The 19,468-nt window shown below is 67.7% G+C and carries 17 protein-coding genes; 14 read left to right on the top strand and 3 right to left on the bottom strand.

Annotated elements, in window-relative coordinates; translation table 11 throughout:
* The first annotated feature begins 92 nt into the window (after positions 1-92).
* The 8 genes from JWQ81_RS44465 (at position 93) to JWQ81_RS44500 (ending at position 7,571) form a co-directional block, all read left to right on the top strand.
* The gene (locus JWQ81_RS44465; RefSeq protein WP_297551680.1) at positions 93-683 is read left to right on the top strand and encodes a hypothetical protein; all 591 of its coding nucleotides are present in this window, start codon (positions 93-95) and stop codon (positions 681-683) included.
* 42 nt (positions 684-725) lie between these two features.
* Positions 726-1,337, top strand: a complete 612-nt coding sequence (locus JWQ81_RS44470) for an XRE family transcriptional regulator (RefSeq protein WP_297551697.1) — start codon at positions 726-728, stop codon at positions 1,335-1,337.
* Between the two features lie 61 nt (positions 1,338-1,398).
* Positions 1,399-2,577 (top strand): FAD-binding oxidoreductase, encoded by a 1,179-nt coding sequence (locus tag JWQ81_RS44475; RefSeq protein ID WP_297551681.1) that lies wholly within the window; start codon positions 1,399-1,401, stop codon positions 2,575-2,577.
* Positions 2,574-2,831 (top strand): (2Fe-2S)-binding protein, encoded by a 258-nt coding sequence (locus tag JWQ81_RS44480; protein WP_297551682.1) that lies wholly within the window; start codon positions 2,574-2,576, stop codon positions 2,829-2,831. The genes JWQ81_RS44475 and JWQ81_RS44480 overlap by 4 nt, the downstream gene beginning before the upstream one ends.
* Positions 2,828-4,162 carry an FAD/NAD(P)-binding oxidoreductase gene (locus JWQ81_RS44485; RefSeq protein ID WP_297551683.1) on the top strand — a complete coding sequence of 445 codons (1,335 nt, stop codon included), beginning with the start codon at positions 2,828-2,830 and terminating at the stop codon, positions 4,160-4,162. The genes JWQ81_RS44480 and JWQ81_RS44485 overlap by 4 nt, the downstream gene beginning before the upstream one ends.
* A complete protein-coding gene (locus JWQ81_RS44490; protein WP_297551684.1) occupies positions 4,159-5,082 on the top strand; it encodes a dihydrodipicolinate synthase family protein in 924 nt (307 codons plus the stop codon). The genes JWQ81_RS44485 and JWQ81_RS44490 overlap by 4 nt, the downstream gene beginning before the upstream one ends.
* 1 nt (position 5,083) lies before the next feature.
* Entirely contained in the window at positions 5,084-6,085 is a 1,002-nt protein-coding gene (locus JWQ81_RS44495) for a proline racemase family protein (RefSeq protein ID WP_297551685.1), read from the top strand.
* A gap of 61 nt (positions 6,086-6,146) precedes the next feature.
* Positions 6,147-7,571, top strand: a complete 1,425-nt coding sequence (locus JWQ81_RS44500) for an aminopeptidase P family protein (RefSeq protein ID WP_297551686.1) — start codon at positions 6,147-6,149, stop codon at positions 7,569-7,571.
* Between the two features lies 1 nt (position 7,572).
* On the opposite strand, the gene JWQ81_RS44505 is transcribed toward JWQ81_RS44500, so the two are convergent.
* The gene (locus JWQ81_RS44505; protein WP_297551687.1) at positions 7,573-9,012 is read right to left on the bottom strand and encodes a hypothetical protein; all 1,440 of its coding nucleotides are present in this window, start codon (positions 9,010-9,012) and stop codon (positions 7,573-7,575) included.
* A gap of 244 nt (positions 9,013-9,256) precedes the next feature.
* On the opposite strand from JWQ81_RS44505, the gene JWQ81_RS44510 reads away from it, so the two are divergent.
* The 4 genes from JWQ81_RS44510 (at position 9,257) to JWQ81_RS44525 (ending at position 13,556) form a co-directional block, all read left to right on the top strand.
* A complete protein-coding gene (locus JWQ81_RS44510; protein ID WP_297551688.1) occupies positions 9,257-10,438 on the top strand; it encodes an endonuclease in 1,182 nt (393 codons plus the stop codon).
* A gap of 565 nt (positions 10,439-11,003) precedes the next feature.
* Positions 11,004-12,314 (top strand): GGDEF domain-containing protein, encoded by a 1,311-nt coding sequence (locus JWQ81_RS44515; RefSeq protein ID WP_297551689.1) that lies wholly within the window; start codon positions 11,004-11,006, stop codon positions 12,312-12,314.
* A gap of 115 nt (positions 12,315-12,429) precedes the next feature.
* Positions 12,430-12,906: a RidA family protein gene (locus tag JWQ81_RS44520; protein WP_297551690.1), complete on the top strand. Its 477-nt coding sequence runs from the start codon at positions 12,430-12,432 to the stop codon at positions 12,904-12,906.
* 44 nt (positions 12,907-12,950) lie between these two features.
* Positions 12,951-13,556, top strand: coding sequence for a hypothetical protein (locus tag JWQ81_RS44525; RefSeq protein ID WP_297551691.1), 606 nt, complete (start codon positions 12,951-12,953; stop codon positions 13,554-13,556).
* An 80-nt stretch (positions 13,557-13,636) separates the two neighbouring features.
* Here the strand turns inward: JWQ81_RS44525 and JWQ81_RS44530 are convergent, their stop codons facing one another.
* Complete coding sequence (locus tag JWQ81_RS44530; RefSeq protein ID WP_297551692.1) at positions 13,637-14,392, bottom strand: polysaccharide lyase family 7 protein; 756 nt, start codon at positions 14,390-14,392, stop codon at positions 13,637-13,639.
* Between the two features lie 50 nt (positions 14,393-14,442).
* Positions 14,443-15,648: an alginate lyase family protein gene (locus tag JWQ81_RS44535; RefSeq protein WP_297551693.1), complete on the bottom strand. Its 1,206-nt coding sequence runs from the start codon at positions 15,646-15,648 to the stop codon at positions 14,443-14,445.
* Positions 15,649-16,098: 450 nt separating this feature from the next.
* Between JWQ81_RS44535 and JWQ81_RS44540 the strand changes: the two genes are divergently transcribed.
* Positions 16,099-18,378, top strand: a complete 2,280-nt coding sequence (locus tag JWQ81_RS44540; RefSeq protein ID WP_297551694.1) for a LuxR C-terminal-related transcriptional regulator — start codon at positions 16,099-16,101, stop codon at positions 18,376-18,378.
* 196 nt (positions 18,379-18,574) lie between these two features.
* Positions 18,575-18,841 (top strand): hypothetical protein, encoded by a 267-nt coding sequence (locus tag JWQ81_RS44545; RefSeq protein WP_297551695.1) that lies wholly within the window; start codon positions 18,575-18,577, stop codon positions 18,839-18,841.
* The last annotated feature ends 627 nt before the right edge of the window (positions 18,842-19,468 follow it).

Here is a 19,468-nt window from a genome sequence, read left to right on the forward strand (position 1 = left end):
CCCCGGTACGAATCGGTTGAGCAACCGCGCGGATCGCGCGGGAGGTCGAAGCCTGACTTCGCCGTGGTGAGCGGTGGGGGGACAATCGCCGGATGAAGTGGACACGCGCCGTACACCATCTCGAGGAACTGGTCGATCAGTGCGCCGAGATGGCGGAGCGGCCGACGTCGATCGTGCCGCTGCGCGTCGTCCAGCTGTGGGCGTTCGGGGACATCCTCGGCGAGCAGCAGGACCTGGAGCGGGTCGGCGTGGCGCTGGCTGTCGACCTTCCCGTCGAAGACGTGCCGTGGTGGAGCGAGCCGGCCGGCTCCCAGCAATGGGCGAACGCCACGAGACTGCTGAAGAATCCTTTCATCGCTCGGTGGCGCTCTGTTCGCGCGCCGATCTGGAACCACGTGATCAGCAGGCCCGCGCTGGTTTGGGACACGGGCAAGGGCTTTGCCGAGGAGACGATGACGGCGTTGCGCGAAGGGCAAGGGGAGAGTGTCCGGTTGCCGGCTTCGACGCCCGATGAGCTGCGCACTCGGCTGGACGGCGAACTGGCTGTGAGCCTGGGTTCCCTGCGTGAGCACACTCGGGTCTACGACGACCGACGCTGGGTTCCGGGCAAGATGGAACCCTTCTCCGACGCGCTGTGGCGAGCCAGCGACGGCTACCTCGACGTCCTCGACGCACTGGGCTGAGAGCCGGCTACGGGTAGTCTCGCCGGCGTGGAGGAGGGGTTGATGGTGCGGGAACAGGCTGGGCGGGTACTTGCGGCGAACCTGCGCGCATTGCGCGACCAAGGCGGCCTCTCGCTGTCCGAGCTCGCGCGGCGATCCGGCATCGCGAAGGGCACGCTGTCGCAGCTGGAGTCCGGGACGGGCAATCCGACGATCGAGACCGTGTTCAGTTTATCGAACGCTCTCGGGGTTCCGGTGTCTTCCCTGCTCACCGAACGGCTCGAGCCGGACGTGGTCCTCGTGCGCTCCGGCGATCTCGAGGTGCTCAGCAGCAACGCCGTCGATCTGCGGATGCTGCGGCGGATGGACGTGACAGACACCGTCTTCGAGCTGTTCGACCAGCGGGTCCGCCCCGGCGAGGTGCAGCACTCGGCCGGCCATCCCGGCCGTGAACACGTGGTGGTCACCTCCGGCCGCCTCCGGGTCGGGCCACCGGATTCGCCGTTCGAGCTCGGGCCGGGCGACTACGTCTGCTTCCCGGCGCAGGGCCCGCACATCTACGAGACCATCGGCGGTCCGGTGGTCTCGGTGCTGCTGCTGGAGTACCCGGCCGACAGCGGGCCGCCCATGCTGGGCGGTTCCTCGGGCACGAGGGACGTGCACGCTCAGGCTTGACCGGGGTTGCGGCTCGGACGTACGCTCCGATCGTTCAGTGAAATGAACGATCGGAGGCGGGATGCAGCCGGACGTCGTAGTGGTCGGCGCGGGCGTCGTGGGTGCCGCGTGCGCCGAGGCGCTCAGTGCGGCCGGGGTACGCGTGTCGGTGCTCGACCGCGGTGGTCCCGCAAGCGGGACCACGTCTGCCGGTGAAGGCAACGTCCTGGTTTCCGACAAGGCGCCGGGTCCGGAGCTGCGGTTGGCACAGGTTTCCCGGCACCGCTGGCCGGAGCTTCTCGCCGAGCTGCGTGAGGAACTCGGCGAGGAACTGGCTGACGCCGAATGGGAGCCCAAAGGCGGGTTGGTGGTCGCCACAACCGAAGCCGGCGCTGCCCCACTGGAGGCTTTCGCCGCCGCACAACGCTTGGCCGGAGTGCGGGCCGACGTGGTCAGCACGACCGAAGCCGCCGAGCTGGAACCGCATCTGACCAGAGAACTCACCGCGGCCGTGTTCTATCCGGAAGACGCCCAGCTGCAACCGGTACTGGCGGCCACGTCACTGCTGGCCGCGGTGCGAGCGCGCGGCGGCACTGTCCACTCAGGAGTTTCCGCGCTCGGGGTGTCGATAGATGGCGCCGGTGCGGTGAAGGGGGTTCGGACGAGCAGCGGCGTCATTCCCTGCCGTGCGGTGCTGAACGCGGGCGGCCCGTGGGCCGGTGAATTCTCGGCCATGGCCGGAGCGCCGATCACGATCCTGTCGAGACGGGGCATGGTGCTCGTCACCGCTCCGCTGCCGGAGTCGGTGCGGCACAAGGTCTACGACGCGGACTACGTGGGCGCGGTCGCCAGCGGGGACGCCGACCTGCAGACCTCGTCCGTGGTGGAGTCGACCCGCGCGGGCACCGTGCTGATCGGGTCCAGCCGCCAGCGGGTCGGCTTCGACGAGACCGTGCGCGTCGACGTGCTGGCGGAACTCGCCCGCAAGGCCGTCGGCCTGTTCCCCATCCTGGCCGACGTGCCGGTGATGCGGGCTTATGGCGGGTTCCGTCCCTACACTCCGGACCACCTCCCGGTGATCGGCGAGGACCGCCGGCTACCCGGTCTGTGGCACGCGACGGGCCACGAAGGCGCCGGGATCGGGCTGGCTGCCGCTACGGCCATGCTGCTGGCCGACCTGTTCCTCGGCCGTGAGTCCGTTGTGGACCCCGTGCCGTTCCGAGTGGACCGGCCGGCCGTGCTCGCCGGGGTGCCGGCATGAACATCCGGGTCGACGGCGCCCAGGTCGTCGCCGAGCCGGGGCAGACGGTCGCGGGAGTGCTGTTGGGCCTGGGCCGGACGTCGTGGCGGACCACCCGCGGAAGCAGGCGTCCTCGCGGGGTCTTCTGCGGGATCGGCGTCTGCTTCGACTGCCTGGTTGTGGTGAACGGGATCCCGGACGTGCGCGCCTGCCTGCGCGTCGTGGCGGACGGGGACGAGATCCGCGTCCAGCACGGGGCGGAGCTGCCCTCGTGAACACCGTCGTCGTGGTCGGCGGCGGACCCGCCGGGATGGCCGCCGCTCGAGCCGCCGCGAGCGCTGGAGTGCCGGTGTTGCTGATCGACTCCGCGCCGAAGCTCGGCGGCCAGTACCACCGCCAGGACCACACACCGGGTACGGAAGCGTTTGCGCTCCCTGACGGCGTCGAATATCTGCCGGAGACCGTGGTGTTCGCGGTCGAACCGGTGCCCGGTGGTCACCGGCTGCACCTGCGGACCGGGCGGGCGGACGGCCCCGGCCGCGCACGTCGTCGTGTCGGCACGGCAGCGCTGGTGCTGGCCACCGGAGCCCACGATCGCGCACTGCCGTTTCCCGGCTGGGACCTACCTGGGGTGTACACCGCCGGGGCCGCGCAGGCGCTCGCTAAGGGGCAGCGGGTCGCGGTCGGCAACCGGGTGGTGCTGGCGGGAACCGGGCCGTTCCTGTTGCCGGTGGCCGAATCGCTGATCGGTGTCGGCGCTCGAGTGCTCGGCGTGTTGGAGGCGAACGACCCGATCAGGGGTTGGTTCACCCACCCCGCGGGGCTCGCCGCAGGCTATCGCAAGGTCCCCGAGCTGGCCGGCTACCTGGGGTCGCTCGCTCGGCATCGGGTGCCGTTTCGTCCGCGCACCACGGTCGTCGCCGCACACGGAAGTGACCGCGTCGAAGCGGTGACGACAGCCCGGCTCACTCGGGATTGGACTGTGGTGCCGGGCAGTGAACGGCAGGTCGACGTCGACGCGGTGTGCGTCGGTTTCGGTTTCACGCCGAGGCTCGAACTATCGGTCGCCGCGAACTGCGCGCTGGCCGGGGGGTTCGTCGCTGTCGACCTCGCGCAGGGCACCTCGGTACCCGGTGTTTTCGCGGCTGGTGAGCTGACTGGGATCGGCGGCGCCGCGCTCGCCGCGGACGAAGGCGAGGTCGCCGGGTTGGCCGCGGCCGAGGCTGTCGGTGCGGACGTCGACGTGCCGCGCAGCGCGCTCCGGCGAGTGCGCGCGGGACGGCGATTCGCGTCCGGTTTGGACAGTGCTTATCCCGTCCGGCTCGGCTGGAAAAGCTGGCTTCGCGAAGACACGCTCGTGTGTCGCTGCGAAGAGGTCGGCTACGGCGAACTGTGCCGGGCCGTAGAACAGCGGGATGCGCGCGGTGCGCGTTCGCTGAAGCTTGTCAGCAGGGCCGGTCTCGGCCTGTGCCAGGGGCGCGTCTGCGGTCGTAACGTGGCCGAGCTGACCGGGATCCCGGACGGCGCGGCGGCCTTCTCTCGACGTCCCATCGCCGAACCTGTCCGGCTCGGTGAGTTGGCAAACCTCAAGGAGGACAACGGATGACGCAGGACAAGCTGGACGGAGTCATCGTGGCCGCGGCGCTGCCGTACGCAGAAGACGCGAGCGCGCCGGCCGGATTGCGAGTCGACTTCGACCGGTATGCGGAGCACTGCCGGTGGCTGGTCGAGAACGGCTGCCGCGGTGTCGGGCCCAACGGCTCGCTCGGCGAGTACTCGTCACTGTCCGAAGAGGAACGTCGTGCGGTCGCATGCACCGCGATCGAAGCCGTCGGGGAGGACGGGATCGTCGTCGTCGGGGTCCACGGGCCTGGCGCGCACCAGGCGCGGGCGTGGACGGAGAAGGCCGCCGAGGATGGCGCGCACGGGGTGCTCTGCCTGCCGCCGACGATGTACCGCGCCAATATCGCGGAGGTCATCCACCACTACGAACAGGTCGCGAGCGTCGGCCTGCCGGTGATGGTCTACAACAACCCGTTCGACACCAAGGTCGACCTGACCCCGCAGGTACTCGCCGAGCTCGCGCAGCTCGACAACGTCGTCGCGGTCAAGGAGTTCTCCGGGGACGTCCGGCGCGTGCTGGAGATCCGCGAGCTGGCGCCGGGCCTCACGGTGGTGGCCGGGGCGGACGACGTCGTGCTGGAGTCGCTGATGATGGGTGCCGGGGGTTGGTTCGCGGGCTTCCCGAATGTGTTCCCCGCCGAGTCCGCGCTGCTGTACTCCCTTGCCAGGGAAGGAAAGTTCGCCGAGGCAAAGGCGTTGTACGAACCGCTGGTGGCGGCGTTCCGGTGGGATTCGCGGACGGAGTTCGTGCAGGCGATCAAGCGTGGGATGGAGCTGGTCGGCCGGTTCGGCGGGCCGTGCCGACCGCCGCGCGGGCCGCTGAGCGCCGAGAAGCTGGCCAGCTTGGACGCCGACATGCGCCGCGCGATGGACTACCTCGCCGAGCATTCCGTGGCCGCCTGACATGCGCGCGGCGAGGTACTTCAGCGCGGTCGACTCCCACACCGAAGGCATGCCGACCAGGGTGATCACCGGCGGTGTCGGCGCGATTCCGGGCGACACCATGGCCGAACGGCGCCGGTACTTCATCGACCACCTCGACCACCTGCGGGAGCTACTGGTGAACGAGCCGCGCGGGCACGCGGCGATGAGCGGCGCGATCCTGCAACCCCCGACCAGGGCGGACGCCGACTGGGGCGTGCTCTACATCGAGGTCTCCGGGGTGCTGCCGATGTGCGGGCACGGCACCATCGGCGTGGCCACGGTCCTCGTCGAAACCGGGATGGTCGAAGTGACCGAGCCGGTGACCGAGGTTCGGCTCGACACCCCGGCCGGACTCGTGGTCGCCGCTGTCGCCGTCGAGGACGGCCGCGCGAAAGGGGTGACGATCCAGAACGTCCCGTCGTTCGCGCTCGAACTCGATGCCACAGTGGACGTACCAGGGCTCGGAAAAGTGCGCTATGACATGGCCTACGGCGGAAACTTCTATGCCATCCTGCCGATCGAGGACCTGGGAATAGGCTTCGCCAAGTCCGAAAAGGACCGGATGCTGGCCGCCGGACTGTCCATCATGGAAGTCATCAACGAGCGGAACCGGCCGGTGCACCCGGTGGACACCGGCATCGGCGGCTGCAAGCACGTCCAGCTCGTCGCGCCGGGTGCCGACGGGGGTGACGCCCGCAACGCGATGGTGATCAGCCCTGGCTGGTTCGACCGTTCTCCTTGCGGCACCGGCACTTCCGCGCGGATGGCGCAACTGCACGCGCGGGATGAGCTGGCGCTGGGGGAGGACTTCGTGAACGAGTCGCTGCTCGGCACCAGGTTCACCGGCCGGCTGATCGAGGAGACTTCGGTCGGTAGCGTGCCGGCCGTGGTGCCGACGGTGACCGGTCGCGCCTGGATCACCGGCATGGGCCAGTATCTGCTGGACCCGACCGATCCGTTCCCGCGCGGGTTCACGCTGTGAGCGGAACTGTCGGACCCGCGGGTTATGGTCGAAGGCGATTCGCGAAGGAAGGGGTTGCGGGATGACTGAGGTCCGACCGGCGAGACGGGATCCGAGCAGGCTGATCGAGGCCACCGGGTTCCGCGAGTTCGTCCAAAGCGGGTGGGGTCCAGCCGATCGCGCGGTGCGCTTGCCCGCCGGAGCGGCCAAGGCGGCCGAGGCGCATCGCCGACGGCTGAGCGAGGCACTGCCCGGCCGGCGGATCGCCGTCGCCGCGGGCCACGCGCCCGTCCGCGCGAACGACAACGACTACGGCTTCCGGCCGGACAGCGACTTCTCGTGGCTGACAGGTTGCCATGCCGAGGGTGCCGTACTCGTCATGCGCCCGGTCGACGGAGGGCATGACGCCGAGCTGTTCCTGCGCGAGCCGGCGGGCGCCACGGAGGTGGACTTCTTCGCCAATGCGCGTGACGGAGAGCTGTGGATCGGGCCGTCGCCGGGCTTGGCGGAATGGTCCGACGCAGTGGAGCTGCCCTGCCGCTCGCTCGATGACCTGCCGAAGGTCTTGCGCGGCCGGATCCCGGCGATCCTGGCCACCGCAAACCTCGATCCGCTGCTCGACGCGCTGGTGCCCGGCGCTCCCGCGGGGGAGCTGCAGCGCACGCTGTCCGAGCTGCGCAGGATCAAGGACGACTGGGAGATCGGGGAGCTTCGGCGAGCGGTCGATGCCACGATCCTCGCGTTCGGTGACGTCGCGGCGGAGCTGCCCACGGCGATCGCGGGCGGCGGCGAGCGCTGGCTGGAAGGGACGTTCGACCGGCGTGCCAGGACCGAGGGCAACGGCGTCGGCTACGCGTCCATCGTCGCTGCCGGGCCGCACGCGCCGGTCCTGCACTGGACTCGCAACAACGGCCCGGTCGACGCCGAGGCCGTGCTGCTGCTGGATGCCGGCGTCGAGGTCGACACCCTCTACACGGCCGACGTGACCAGGACGCTTCCGGTGACAGGCGAGTACAGCCCGGCGCAGCGCAAGGTCTACGACCTGGTGCTCACGGCCCATCACGCCGCACTGGCCGCGGTTCGGCCTGGCGCGCAGTACCTGGACTTCCACCGGGCGGCCATGCGGGTGCTCGCCGAGGGCCTGTACGACTGGGGCCTGCTGCCGGTCTCGCCGGGCGAGGCGCTGGAGTCGGCCAACCAGCACCACCGGCGGTACATCGTCTGCGGTGTCGGCCATTTCCTGGGTCTCGACGTGCACGACTGCGCCCATTCGAGCGCACCCGCCTATCACGAGGGCAAGCTCGAGCCGGGGATGACGTTGGCCGTGGAACCCGGGCTCTACTTCCACCCGAACGACCTGACCGTGCCACCGGAGCTGAGGGGGATCGGGGTCCGCATCGAGGATGACGTTCTCGTGACCACCGAAGGAATCGACATCCTGTCGGCCGCGCTGCCGATCGAACCCGACGCCGTGGCGCAGTGGGTCCGATCGGCAGCGAGACACTAGGTCAGAACTTGCCGAGCCCGTGGGGTGAGCCGAGCCCGGTGGGGCCGTCCCAGCCAGGACCTGCCTGGCACACCTTCGCGCCCCAGCCCAGTTTCTGACAGGTGTCCGGAGATCCGCCGTCGGTGGTGACGTCGTGGAAGGCGGAGGCCGGAGCGTGGTACAGCGCGCTCGGGCCGACCGCGCCGACCGTGTGCCCGCTGCCGCGGACGTACCAGGCCGCCGTGAACGGTGACGACGCGCTGGTGCCGCCGCTGACGATCCAGTTCTGCGGTTTGCCGGTGAACGGCGCGTAGGTGTCGTACACCGCGGGCCCGCTCGCCGGGTCGGCGATGGCGGAGACGTCGGTCGACGCTCGGTGCCCGCCGCAGTTCGCGGCGATCGAGGCGGGCTGACCGGCCCCGGGCGGCATCGTCAGGGCGCATTCGCCGGTCAGGTTGTGCCACGCCTTCTCGGTGAACTGTGTCCGGGCCGCGTCGACGGGCTTCAACGACGTGCCGCCGACACCGACGGCCCACGGCAGGTCCGCCGGCCAGGTGTAGAACGTCTTGTCGTCGGCGGGTTTGTTCGCAGCACCCGCAGCACCCGCAGCACCCGCAGCACCCGCAGCGTTCGCTTTGGTCTTCGCGGCCGAGTCGTCGCTGCTGACGTCGCCGATCGAGGCGAACAGCGGCACGCCCGGGTGGAACACGGCCTTGCTGTAGGTCGCGTCGACCGTCGAGGACTCGAGGCCCAAGATGTCGCTGAGGCTGACGGCGTTGGCGCCCAGCCGGACAGCGGTCTGGTACGCGGTGGCGTAGTCGACCGCCTTCCCGTCCGGATCCGGCTCGCCGGTCGCGTCGATGTCGGGCGTCTGCACCACCATGATGCGGCAGTCCGGGCAGGCCGCCGACGCCATGTCGACGTCCAGCGAGGTCTCGACGGCCCAGTGCTCTTCGGACTCCTTGAACTCGTCAGTCGTCCCCGGCGTCACCGGTGGCCCGCCGTGGAAGTCGGTGATCTTGAGACACCCGTTGGCCGTCGTGCACGCGGGCAACCCGTATTGCTTCCGATAGGTCGCCAGATCGGATTCCAGGTGCGTGTTCGCTCCGGCGCTGATGAGCGCGATCGTGCCTTTCGTCCCGACCGACGCCGGCGGCAGGGAGTACGCCCTCGCGAGGTCCGTCGCTCCGAGCCCGACCGGAGTGGTCGTCGAGAGCACAGCGTCCGAGCCCGGGCTTGTGGTCACGACGTCCGCGTGACAGCCCGACGCGCACATGGTCCGGACTCCGTGCGTACCGAGCAGTGTCCCGTTACGCACCTGGGCCTGCAGGTTCGCGAGGTCCCGCGCGTCCGGTGAAGCCTGCGCCGGTGTGCCCGCCAGCGCCATCACCGTCAGGACCGGTATCGCCCCGGCCAGTACCAACCCTTGCCTGCCCCGGAATCGTCCCGTGTGGAAGGACAACTGCGCCTCCTAGGTAAGGCGGCGGCGCCACCGCCGTCGCACGGGGCTCATCCTCGGGGGTGAATATTTGGAACCTGTATGGAAGCTGTAGTGATCCGACATCGGCCGAGCCCCGCGCCGGGCAGCCGGCCATCGAGCGCAAGGCGTTCCGCGAAGTTCATACGATGGTGCCTGTTTTTGCCGGGATCATCACCCTAACGTGTGGCGAACTCATATTTGTGGACGTTGGGGAGAGGAATCGCCCATGCCCGTCAGCCGTGCTGTTCGTTGGAAGCCGCTGGCCTTACTGGCCGTCACCGTCGCAGCTGTGGCCCTTGTCCTTCAGGTGCCGAGTGCCACGGCGACCGCGCCCAGCACGGTCTCGCAGGCGATCGGGCAGCAGAACGGTGCTTCCGCGACAGTCCGGGGCTACGTCGTGGGCCAGCCGACGGCGACGAACACCGTCGTCCGCTCCAACTACCCCGGCGATACCGCGCTCGCGCTCGCCGACACGGCCACCGAAACCAGTACCGCCCGGATGATCTACGTGCAGGTCACGGCATCCTTTCGGGCTGCGTACGGGTTGAAGACCACACCGAGCCTGCTGGGACGCCAACTCGACGTGACCGGCCCGCTCGGTGCTTACTTCGCCCATCCCGGGCTCACCTCGCCTACCGCGTTCGCCGCGGCGGGAGGTTCGCCGCCGCCCACCACGTCGACGAGCCCGACCACCGCGCCGCCGACGTCAACCCCGGGCGGGCCCGATGACTACTACAGCGCGGCGACCGGCAAGACCGGCGCGGCGCTCAAAACCGCGCTGCACCAGATCATCAGCACCAACACCAAGATCACCTACGACCAGGTCTGGGACGCGCTCAAGGCGACCGACCAGGACCCGAACAACGCGAACAACGTGATCTTGTTCTATACCGGCGTTTCGCAGGCCAAGAGCTCCAACGGCGGCGGCGTCGGCGACTGGAACCGGGAGCACGTCTGGGCCAAGTCCCACGGCGGCTTCGGGACTGCGACCGGCCCCGGGACCGACCTGCAGCATCTGCGTCCCGCCAACGTGGCGGTGAACGGCGAACGCGGCGACAAGGACTTCGACGACGGCGGCAGCCCGGTCGCGGACGCGCCCGGCAGTTTCACTGACGCCGACTCCTGGGAACCGTCCGACGCCTACAAGGGCGACGTCGCGCGGATGATCTTCTACATGGCCGTGCGGTACGAAGGCGGCGACGGCTTCCCCGACCTCGAGGTCGACGACACCGTCAGCAACGGCTCGGCACCGTTCATCGGCCGCCTTTCGGTGCTGCGCCAGTGGAACGCCCAGGACCCGCCGGACGCCTTCGAGCAGCACCGCAACCAGGTCATCTACGACGTCTACCAGCACAACCGCAACCCGTTCATCGATCACCCGGAGTGGGTCAACGCGATCTGGAACTAGCGGGTTGGTGAAGGTCTGGTGGTGCTGGTGGTGGCGGTGTGACTGTTGGGGTTCGTGCAGGCCGTTTCGGTAGGGCAGGGACGTGGTGACGGCCTCGTTGAGTGCGCCTTACGCCGTGAAGGTGGCCTTCACGGCAGGTCACAGGGTCGCACCTGCCGGCTCAGCCGTACCAGTCACCGGACACCCACGTCCAGCGAAGCGTGGGCCTGGGCGACGAATGTCGGGAACTTGTGTGGAACCCAAAGTGATCCGGAATGCCACTTCGGGGCGCACGGGGGTAACCGGACGCGCAAGGCCGCTCCGGCTGTCCACGATGCGGGGTCGGAAGGTCGTCATGACCCCTCAGTTGTCACGGCTACGCATAACGCCCTCCTTCCGGTGCAGTTATCAACGGGTTCGTGCTGCGGGGTCAGTTGTCACGGCTGCTGCGCATGATCACACCTCCCGTGTGGGGTACCTCTTGTTGAGCGCTCTGTGCTACCGATCTTGAACGGAGTGTGATGAGATGGTCCTCGGGTCCACGTCACACTCAGGGACACACGATGAGCACACGAACGTCATGATTATGCGGAAGAAGACCTCGTCCCGCGCACTCGCGGCCTCGGTTCGTGACACGATCGTCTCACCGCGGCGCTGGGCCTTGAGCGCCCAAAGCGCCCGCGTCGTCGCGTACAGCCTGGGTATCGAAGCCGTCGCGCTGGTGCTGACCGGTTACCTGCTGGCGACGACGCCGCCGCGAGTCGGCGCGGTCGTCATGCTCGGCGTGTTGATCGCCATGGCGGTCCTGCAGGCCGAGCTGAACCGGCAGGTCGAGCGGACTCGACGCCGGGTGTCGGGGATGGCGCACATCAACATGACCTCGGTGTGGATCTTCGCCGGGGTTCTGCTGCTGCCCGCCGCGTTCGCCGCGGTGCTGACCATGGTGCTGTATCTGCACCTCGCTTTGCGCAGTTGGTACCGGCTTCACCGCGTCCCGGCCTGGCGCACCATCAGTAACACCTCGATTCTCGTGATGACCTGCTACGCGTCCAAAAGCGTCCTCGTCGGGACCGGAGTCGAAGACATCCACGTTGCCATTGCGCGCGGGTGGGCAGGGGCGGCCGCCGTCGTCGCGGCACTTCTGACCCACTTCGTGGTGAACGCGATCCTGGTGCTTCCTGCCCGTGCGCGGCCGGGTCGCACGCTGACCGAGTTGTTCGGCGGGTGGGCCGACAACGGACTCGAAGTCGCGACCTTGTGTCTGGCCGTGCTCAACGCGCTCGCGCTGGCCACCTTGCCAGGGCTGGCTCTTCTCGTTCTTCCGCCATTGCTGATCCTGCAGCGCGCGGCGTTGGTCAAGCAGTTGGAACAGGCTGCCATCCGCGACGACAAGACCGGACTACTCAACACCACCGGCTGGCACGAGTTGGCCGAGCGGACCCTGATCGAAGCCGAGCAGGTCCGGGCGACGTTCGGTCTGCTGATGATCGACCTCGACCATTTCAAACGCATCAACGACACCTACGGGCATCTCGCCGGCGACACCGTCCTCCGGAAAGTGGCGGACACGATCACCTCGGCGGTCCGAGGCCACAACGACGCGGTCGGACGCTTCGGTGGCGAAGAATTCGTCGTGCTTCTGCCCGACGTCGCGACCCAACATGACGTCGGAGCCATCGCCGAACGGATCCGCCATGCGATCACCACGCTCGCCGTCGACGTCGGCGAACAACCAGCGGTGCAGACCATCACCGGGTTGTCCGCCTCGATCGGCGCCGCGATGTATCCGTCGGCCGGTACCGCCGTCCAGCGCCTCATCGACGCTGCCGACACCGCGCTGTACCACGCCAAGGCCAACGGGCGGAACAGAATCGTTCACATCGCCGACCTCGCCTGAGCGTGAACTGAGCGATCTGTTCTGAACTTGTTCTGTCCTGCAGAATTAGAGGGTAATTACCGAACAAGCCGCGTTAGAGTTCTCACCAACATCCACAGACCCGAAAGGGATCAGTATGAAGCGCATTGCTGCGCTCGCGGTATCCGCCGGCCTGATGTTCGTCGGAGTCAGTGCCACTGCCGCCGCCGACCAATCGCCCATCACGTTCTATCCGCTACCTGGGCCGACCGCGGGAAATCTTCCCTTGTCGGAGAGCGCGCGGGTCGGGGGGTTTCTCTACCTCTCTGGCCAAATCGGTAATACGCAACCTGGGGTGGCGGTGGTTTCCGGCGGGGTCGTTCCCGAAGCGCGGCAGGTGATGGACAATATCCAGAAATCCCTCGCCGCCCGCAGGCTCACGATGTCGGATGTCTTCAAATGCGACGTGATGTTGACTGACATCAGTACCGCCGCGGACTTCAACTCGGTGTATCAACAGTACTTCAAGCCGGGATCGTTTCCGGCACGCAGTGCCATGGGAGTCACCGGACTGGCTTTCGGTGCTCATGTCGAGGTCGAGTGCATCGCCGTCTACCCGGGTTACTCGAGGTAGCGCAGTTTTCCGCCGGGTACTCCCATTAGCAAAGGAAATCCGACATGGCCACCCTCGGTTCTTCCCTCGCCCCAACGTCGAGCACGCTCGCGCTCAGTGAGATCCGGCCGGACAAAGACTGGTTCCGCTTCTCGGGTCGCCACCCGCTGGCCGCCCTGCTCGTGACCGGGTTCGTCGCCACCCAGACGACGACCATGATCGGCTTCTTCATGCCGGTCATCGGTCTGCCGGTGCTGAACTGGCCGCTCGACAACGGTCATATCGGCGCGCCGGGCACGGCCGCGGGTAGTGCGGGGCAGTACTTCGTGGGGCAGTTCATGCACTACCTCAACGGATTCGCGTTCATCCTGATCTTCGCGCTGCTGGCGTATTCCAAACTCCCGTTCCGGGACACGAACTTGGGCAACTTCCTCAAGGCGCAGGCGTTCTGCGTGATCCTCAGCATCATCAGCGCAGGCTTCCTCGTCCCCCTGATCTACAGCCCCGGCAAGGGAATGGGGTTCTTCTCGTTCGGGCACGGCTGGAAGCTTCCGTTCGCCATCCTGCTCTGGCACCTCATCTTCGGTCTCCACATCGCCGCGCTCTACAACCCCGGCCGCGTGCGCCGGTTGCAGCTGGAAGACCGGGCCGCGGCCGATGCGGCCGGCTGATGCGGACACCAGCGCAGAACAGGCAGTGGTGTGGTCGGCCAGGTGAACCTGCAGGCCGACCACACCACTGCCGGAGACGACTACGAGTGCGTCACCGACAGGTGATTGATGACGACCTCGCCGTAGTTGCTTGCTGCGCAAGGCGAGGAGTTGCCGCAGTTTGCCTGGGTATAGGCACCGGCTTTGAAATAGTTCGTCTTCGACTTACTGCTGATCGTGGTCTGCAATACCCCGTTGTAGTACGCCTTCACCTTTCCGCCGCTGACGACGAACTTGGCCTCGAACCACGTACCCGGCTGGTAGTTGGCGGTGACCAGCTTGTAGGTGCTGTTGTTCCCCGAACTGACGTAGAGGCTCCTGCCCTTCAGCCGGAACGCCGTCAGGTCACTGCTCGCGTCGTGGATCTGCCCGGCGACGATCTCCGGCTTGCTCGCGGGTACGTGCGTGATCGCCTCGTCGACGATCATCGTGTGCGTGCCTGACGTAGTCGACCAACTCGCCAGGTTCGCCCCGCTTCCGCTCATCTCCCGCAGTTCGGAACGGGGATAGCCACTGTTCGAGGTGGTCGTCCCGTTCACCGCCGCGCGGAACTGGATACCACCGCAGTCGGCCGTGGCGGCGAACCACGGCGAGGCCGAGTAGCTCGCGAGTTGCGGCTGCTTGACTTCGATGGGGCTGCCCGACGAACCGGTGGGCAGAGTCAGCTTCCAGTCCGTGGACAAGTTGATCGCGCCGGCCGGGGTACAGGAGGCCGCCGCCGCGGAAGCGGTGGCGGGCAGGGCGCATATCCCGGCGGTCAATATCGGTGCGAAGATCCACAGTAGACGCTTGTGCATGCCGTATCTCCTTTGATGCGGACGGTTTCTACAGGGGAGGGGAGAGACAATCAGCTGTGGGTCAGGGAGATGTCGTCGAGCTGCTCGGCGGCGGGCCGTACCGGGTACAGGTCACCTCCCGGCGGCACGGGTGTGTGGGCGAGCGCCGCACGGGCGGCGCGGTCGCCCTGGTCGGCGGCAGCGTGCAAACTGTCGAGCGCGGCGTACTGGTTGAAGGCGATGTCCGGGTGGGGCCAGTAAGAAGCGCCGCCGGTCGCGGCCGGGATCAAGAAGTCGACCGCCTTGAACAGGCTGCCACCCTGCGGGGTCCGGTAGGCCCACAGATCGACGCCCACGTGCTTGCCGATCGCCGCCAGCCGGGTCATCGCGACCAGGTTGAAGGTGAAATAGTGGTAGCTGAGGGTGCGGATGGCTTCTTGCGGCTGGTTGCCGTCGCCATCGATCTGCGTGTCGATCCGGGTGCTCTCGGCGTTTTGGACGATCTGCCTGGCAAGGGTCTTGTTGCCGGTGTAGAGCGCGATTCCGGCGGACAGCATTTCGTAGAACGTGCCGTGGTTGTTCGTTTGCGCGGCCTCGTCCTTGCCGTTCTTACTCGTCTGCAGCCACGTCAGGAAGTCGCCGGACCACGCCTTCAGGCCGGCGTTGTCGGTCCCGTTCCAGCCCGGCGCGCCGGTGTCGAGAATCGCCGCGGCGTCCAGGACCTGGGTGAACGTATACGAAAACTCGATGATCCCGATGCCCCGGCCGTCGGTCTTGCACGGAATGCCCTGGGCGAAGTTCAGGTTCGGGTTCATCCGGGTCGCGGCGTCGAGGAACCAGGTGCGCAGGTCGAGCGCCGCGCGCTGCGCATAAGCCGGGTTACGCGTGTAGTACCACGCAAGGGAAAGTTGATAGATCGAGCTGAACGCGGTCAACCGCTCGGACTTGTCCGGAATGGCGTCGGTCGCCGGGTTGCGTACGCCGTCCTTCTGGACATAGGGGCAGCCAGAAGGATTCGCCGGCGTCGGCGGCTGAGTGGGCCAGTAGTACGGCGCCAGGCTCAGGTAGTCGTGCTTGTCGCCGCTGGGCGGCGTCTGCGGCTTGTCCACCACCGTCCATGGGCCCTTCGTCAAGGCCGCATTTGCCTGCGTCAGCAGCTTGTTCAACGAGGTACGCGTGGTGCGATCCCCGATTAGTAGGGCGATCTTGTTACGTACCAACTGGTTGCCGTCGAGCACCGCGGTGTCCGGGGCACACAGCAGCGACGCCGCGGGCACTCTGCAGAATAGGCTGGGAGAGTCGCTGGACGCTGGGACCGGAGCGGCGGCAGCGACGCCCGCCGTTGTCGAGAACACTGCCGTCACTGTGGCCAGGACGGCGAAGACGCGAGCGAAACGGGGACGGGACCGAGGGGGATGCAGCACTGCAACTCCATTCAGATATATGAACCGTCTGCATGTATGTGAACACAAGGTAGTGAGATGGGCGCTTTGTCGGCCAGTCGGCAGGACGCCCGGCGTTACGAAACCGCAAGATACGCCCAGTATTACGGCCTGTAACCGCGTTACGAATGAGTTAGGCTCCGGCGCGTGCCAACGACGTGCGAGCTTTGCGCAGGCTGCGGAGCGACTCTTGCCGCACCTCCGAACGAGGAGATGCGGCGGCGCGGCGGCCGTCAGGCTTTCTACTGCTCGAACGCCTGTCGGCAACGTGCTTACCGCCGGCGCATGTCGGCAATTACGAACCGGCGGAACAACTCGTCCGCCGGCACCGCGCTGCCCTCGTTCTCCGCGACCTTCGTCGGCCGGAAACCACAGTCCGCGCACCTGAGACGGCTGGTGGCAAGACATCGGCTCGTCACGCTGACCGGCCCGCCCGGGGTCGGCAAGACCCGGTTGGTGGCCGAGGTCGCCGGGCGGAGCCGTGGTCTGTTCGCCGATGATCTCTGGTGGGTGGACCTTTCTGAAGTCGCCGGGGACGATCAGGTGCCAGTGGCTGTGCTTGACGGTCTGCGCGCGGCCGGTGCGGCGGCGGGGAAGCCGCCGGCTGAGTGTGATCTGCTTCTGGTGCTGGACAACAGTGACCGTGTCCTCGACGGTTGCCGTCGGGTGGTCGAAAAGATTCTGCCGCAGTGTCCGTCCGTGCGGCTGCTGGTGACCAGTCGCTCGGCACTGGGAATGCCCGCCGAGCAACTCCTTCCGCTGGTGGGGCTGGAGCTGCCCGATCTCGCGACGGCGTCGCCCGACCAGCTGGGGCGCGCCGAAGCAGTGCGGCTCTTCACGGACCGGATCCTGTTGTCCGACCCCGGTTTCGCGGTCACCGCCACCAACGTGGCCGAGGTCGCCGCGATCTGTGGCCGGCTGGAAGGCATGCCGCTCGCCCTCGAACTCGCCGCGCCGCGGGTGCGGCTGCTGGGCATCACCGAGCTGCTCCGCCGTCTCGGCGACGGGCTTGGTCTTGTCAGCGACCGTGCCCGGACGAGCACACCGTGGCACACCGGCATCCGCGCGGCGATCGAATGGGGCCATGGCGTACTGAACCCAGCGCAAAGCCTGATGTGGCAACGTCTTTCCGTGCTACCGGGGCCGTTCGACGTCGAAGTCGCCACCGCGATCTGCGTCGAGGACACCGACGGTGCGGACGGGGTCCTGTCGCTGTTGGGACAGCTCGAAGCCAAGTCTCTGCTCACCCCGATGACGACTGATGACGGCTCGGTGGCACTGCGGCAGTGGGCAGCCGGGCGGGCGTTCGCGCGGGAGCGACTGACCGCCGCGGGTGAGGCCGACCGCACCTACGCCCGGCTGGCGGTGTATCTGGTCGCCGAGATCGAACCGCACCTTCAGGCTTTCCTGATCCCGGCCGGCTTGTGCGAGCGGGTCGTCGCGCGCGCCGACCACGTCCTGGCCGCGATCGACTGGCTGGTGGAGCGTGACGACGATCGCCACGCCGTGCTCGCGTGCGGGCTGGCCCGTTCATGGATGGCGCTCGGGCGGAATCTCGTCGAGAGCGAGCAGTTGTTGCGCGAAGCGTTGCCGACGGCAGGCCACTTGCCCGGGCTCACGGCGTCGCTGCTGGCCGGGCTGTGCAAGGCGGCTCACCGGCACGGCCGCTACGAGGAACAACTGCGGATCGGCGCCGAAGCGCTGACCGTCGAAAGCACGCTCGGCCGACCGGCCAGGATTGCGTCGGTCCACAATCTGCTCGCCTCGGCGCATCGGTCCTCGGGCAACGTCCCGCAGGCCTACCGCCACTACCGGCGCGCACTCGACATCGCGCGGACGCTCGACGACCCCGCGGTGCTTTCGCTGCTGCTCAACGACGTCGCCTGGGCTGCGCTCGAATGGGACAACCCAGCCCTCGCCCACGAAATGCTGGCTGAAGGACTGCCACTCGCCCGAGCCAACGCGACTCCGGGGAGGCTCGCCAGCATCCTCCACACGGCCGGCTCCCTCGCGCTGTCCGAAGACGACTACGAGACCGCCGAAGCGCATTTTGTCGAAGCGCTACTCGTCACCAACCCAACGGACGGTCTGAAAGTCCCCCATTTTGTCGAAGGCATCGCCATCGTGCTGGCCGCAAACGGCGAGAGCGAGCGTGCGCTGGGCCTCTTCGCCTGCGCCGACAGCATCCGGCTGGAGATGCGCGCCGCCGCGGAACCGGCATGGCAGCACCGCGTGTACCAGACCGTCGACCGCACCGTGACCGAGATTGGCACCCGCAGAGCCCGTACGGCGAGCGCGGCGGGCGCGCGCATCGGCCTCCCGGACGCCGTCGAATACGCGTTGAACGCCAGCGAACACTTCCACGCGACCGGCCGGGAACTGCTGACCCGGCAGGAACACACCGTCGCCGCCCTGGTCGCCGACGGTCTGACCAACCAGCAGATCGCCCGGCGCCTGGGTATCTCTTCGCGCACGGTCGCAACCCACCTGGAACGCATCCGCGCCAAACTCGGCGTCCGGCCCCGCCCAGCCCTCGCCGCCTGGTTCACCCGGGCCGGCCGTTGATTCGGCGGACGTAACGCACTCGATCCGAACTCCTGATCTCGACGTTGATCGTTGTGCCGCTCATCTTGGTGGCCGCCGTGATCATCTTGGGTTTGGCGCTCAGCTAGCCAGGCACGGGGAACAGCACTGAGCCCCCAGCTCCGTGAAGTGCTGAGGGCTCAGCCTCTCCTCCAGAGGCGAAGGTGGTACCCGGTCGATGCGCCCGGAGAGTCGACGCACCGACCGGGAGTCAGTCGTCCTGCTCGATTTCGGCATTCGCCTGGTGAACGTCGTCGACCAGGCCACCCAGCTCGAAGTGCTGGCCGTCATGGGCGGGTGTGTCCGTCTGCTGCGCTCCCAGTTGACAAGTCGGGCAGCCCCGTTCGAGAAGCCCTTAGTTCGCCAGCCGCGCTCGCGCCGCTTACCGAGCTTCGTGAAGCGGATCCAAGGCACACCTGACGTGGTGCTGGTGGTGCCCCTGTGACTGCTGGGGCCAGCTGGTCCGGGTTTCCTGTGTACGAAACGTCCCCCGATACAAATGGTTTGTACTAAACGTCCCCCGAGTCGCTCGTGCCGGCCGCAACGCCACAGCAGCACCCACTTCCCCGTCAGCCCAGGACTCGCGCTTCGTGGTCACCCACACCAAGCCGACGTCGTCTCACCCGGCCGTGTCACGTTCGTCACCGATGGCATGGCCGGCGCTATCGGAGACATCAAGAGTGAGGTCGGTAAGCGGATGGTAAAGAGCGTCGGCTCGCCGACCAGGTCGAGTTCGAGGATAATCATCCTTCGCGGCCGACGAGGTCGGCCGCCGGTCACCATCGCCGGTCCCGGACGTTGTGGGGAGGAATGCCAGCGCTACGGTGAGTGTGGCGGGCGAAGCTGTCGACACCAGCGCGGGCACCATTCGCGCGGCGGTGGTCTGCGGTAATTGTGGCTTTTGGCGGGCTTTGCGTACCGCCCTGTTGTTGAGGACGGTTTCGAGTGAGTAATCCGTTGGTTGCGCCGGTGAAGGATTCGACGAAGGCGTACTCCGGTATTTCGTTGGCTGAGTCGGCGGCGAGTCTGGCGCAGGGTATCGAGAGTGGTGACTGGGCGTCGATCGCGATGG

Origin of the sequence: Amycolatopsis sp., from assembly GCF_025464955.1 — a bacterium.
GTDB lineage: Bacteria > Actinomycetota > Actinomycetes > Mycobacteriales > Pseudonocardiaceae > Amycolatopsis.

Coding starts and splice junctions, on each gene's coding strand:
- JWQ81_RS44525 (WP_297551691.1), top strand. CDS start 12,951: ATGGCCACCCTCGGTTCTTCCCTCGCCCCAACGTCGAGCACGCTCGCG.
- JWQ81_RS44515 (WP_297551689.1), top strand. CDS start 11,004: ATGCGGAAGAAGACCTCGTCCCGCGCACTCGCGGCCTCGGTTCGTGAC.
- JWQ81_RS44510 (WP_297551688.1), top strand. CDS start 9,257: ATGCCCGTCAGCCGTGCTGTTCGTTGGAAGCCGCTGGCCTTACTGGCC.
- JWQ81_RS44465 (WP_297551680.1), top strand. CDS start 93: ATGAAGTGGACACGCGCCGTACACCATCTCGAGGAACTGGTCGATCAG.
- JWQ81_RS44480 (WP_297551682.1), top strand. CDS start 2,574: ATGAACATCCGGGTCGACGGCGCCCAGGTCGTCGCCGAGCCGGGGCAG.
- JWQ81_RS44540 (WP_297551694.1), top strand. CDS start 16,099: ATGTCGGCAATTACGAACCGGCGGAACAACTCGTCCGCCGGCACCGCG.
- JWQ81_RS44475 (WP_297551681.1), top strand. CDS start 1,399: ATGCAGCCGGACGTCGTAGTGGTCGGCGCGGGCGTCGTGGGTGCCGCG.
- JWQ81_RS44490 (WP_297551684.1), top strand. CDS start 4,159: ATGACGCAGGACAAGCTGGACGGAGTCATCGTGGCCGCGGCGCTGCCG.
- JWQ81_RS44520 (WP_297551690.1), top strand. CDS start 12,430: ATGAAGCGCATTGCTGCGCTCGCGGTATCCGCCGGCCTGATGTTCGTC.
- JWQ81_RS44545 (WP_297551695.1), top strand. CDS start 18,575: ATGCGCCCGGAGAGTCGACGCACCGACCGGGAGTCAGTCGTCCTGCTC.
- JWQ81_RS44470 (WP_297551697.1), top strand. CDS start 726: ATGGTGCGGGAACAGGCTGGGCGGGTACTTGCGGCGAACCTGCGCGCA.
- JWQ81_RS44495 (WP_297551685.1), top strand. CDS start 5,084: ATGCGCGCGGCGAGGTACTTCAGCGCGGTCGACTCCCACACCGAAGGC.
- JWQ81_RS44530 (WP_297551692.1), bottom strand. CDS start 14,392: ATGCACAAGCGTCTACTGTGGATCTTCGCACCGATATTGACCGCCGGG.
- JWQ81_RS44500 (WP_297551686.1), top strand. CDS start 6,147: ATGACTGAGGTCCGACCGGCGAGACGGGATCCGAGCAGGCTGATCGAG.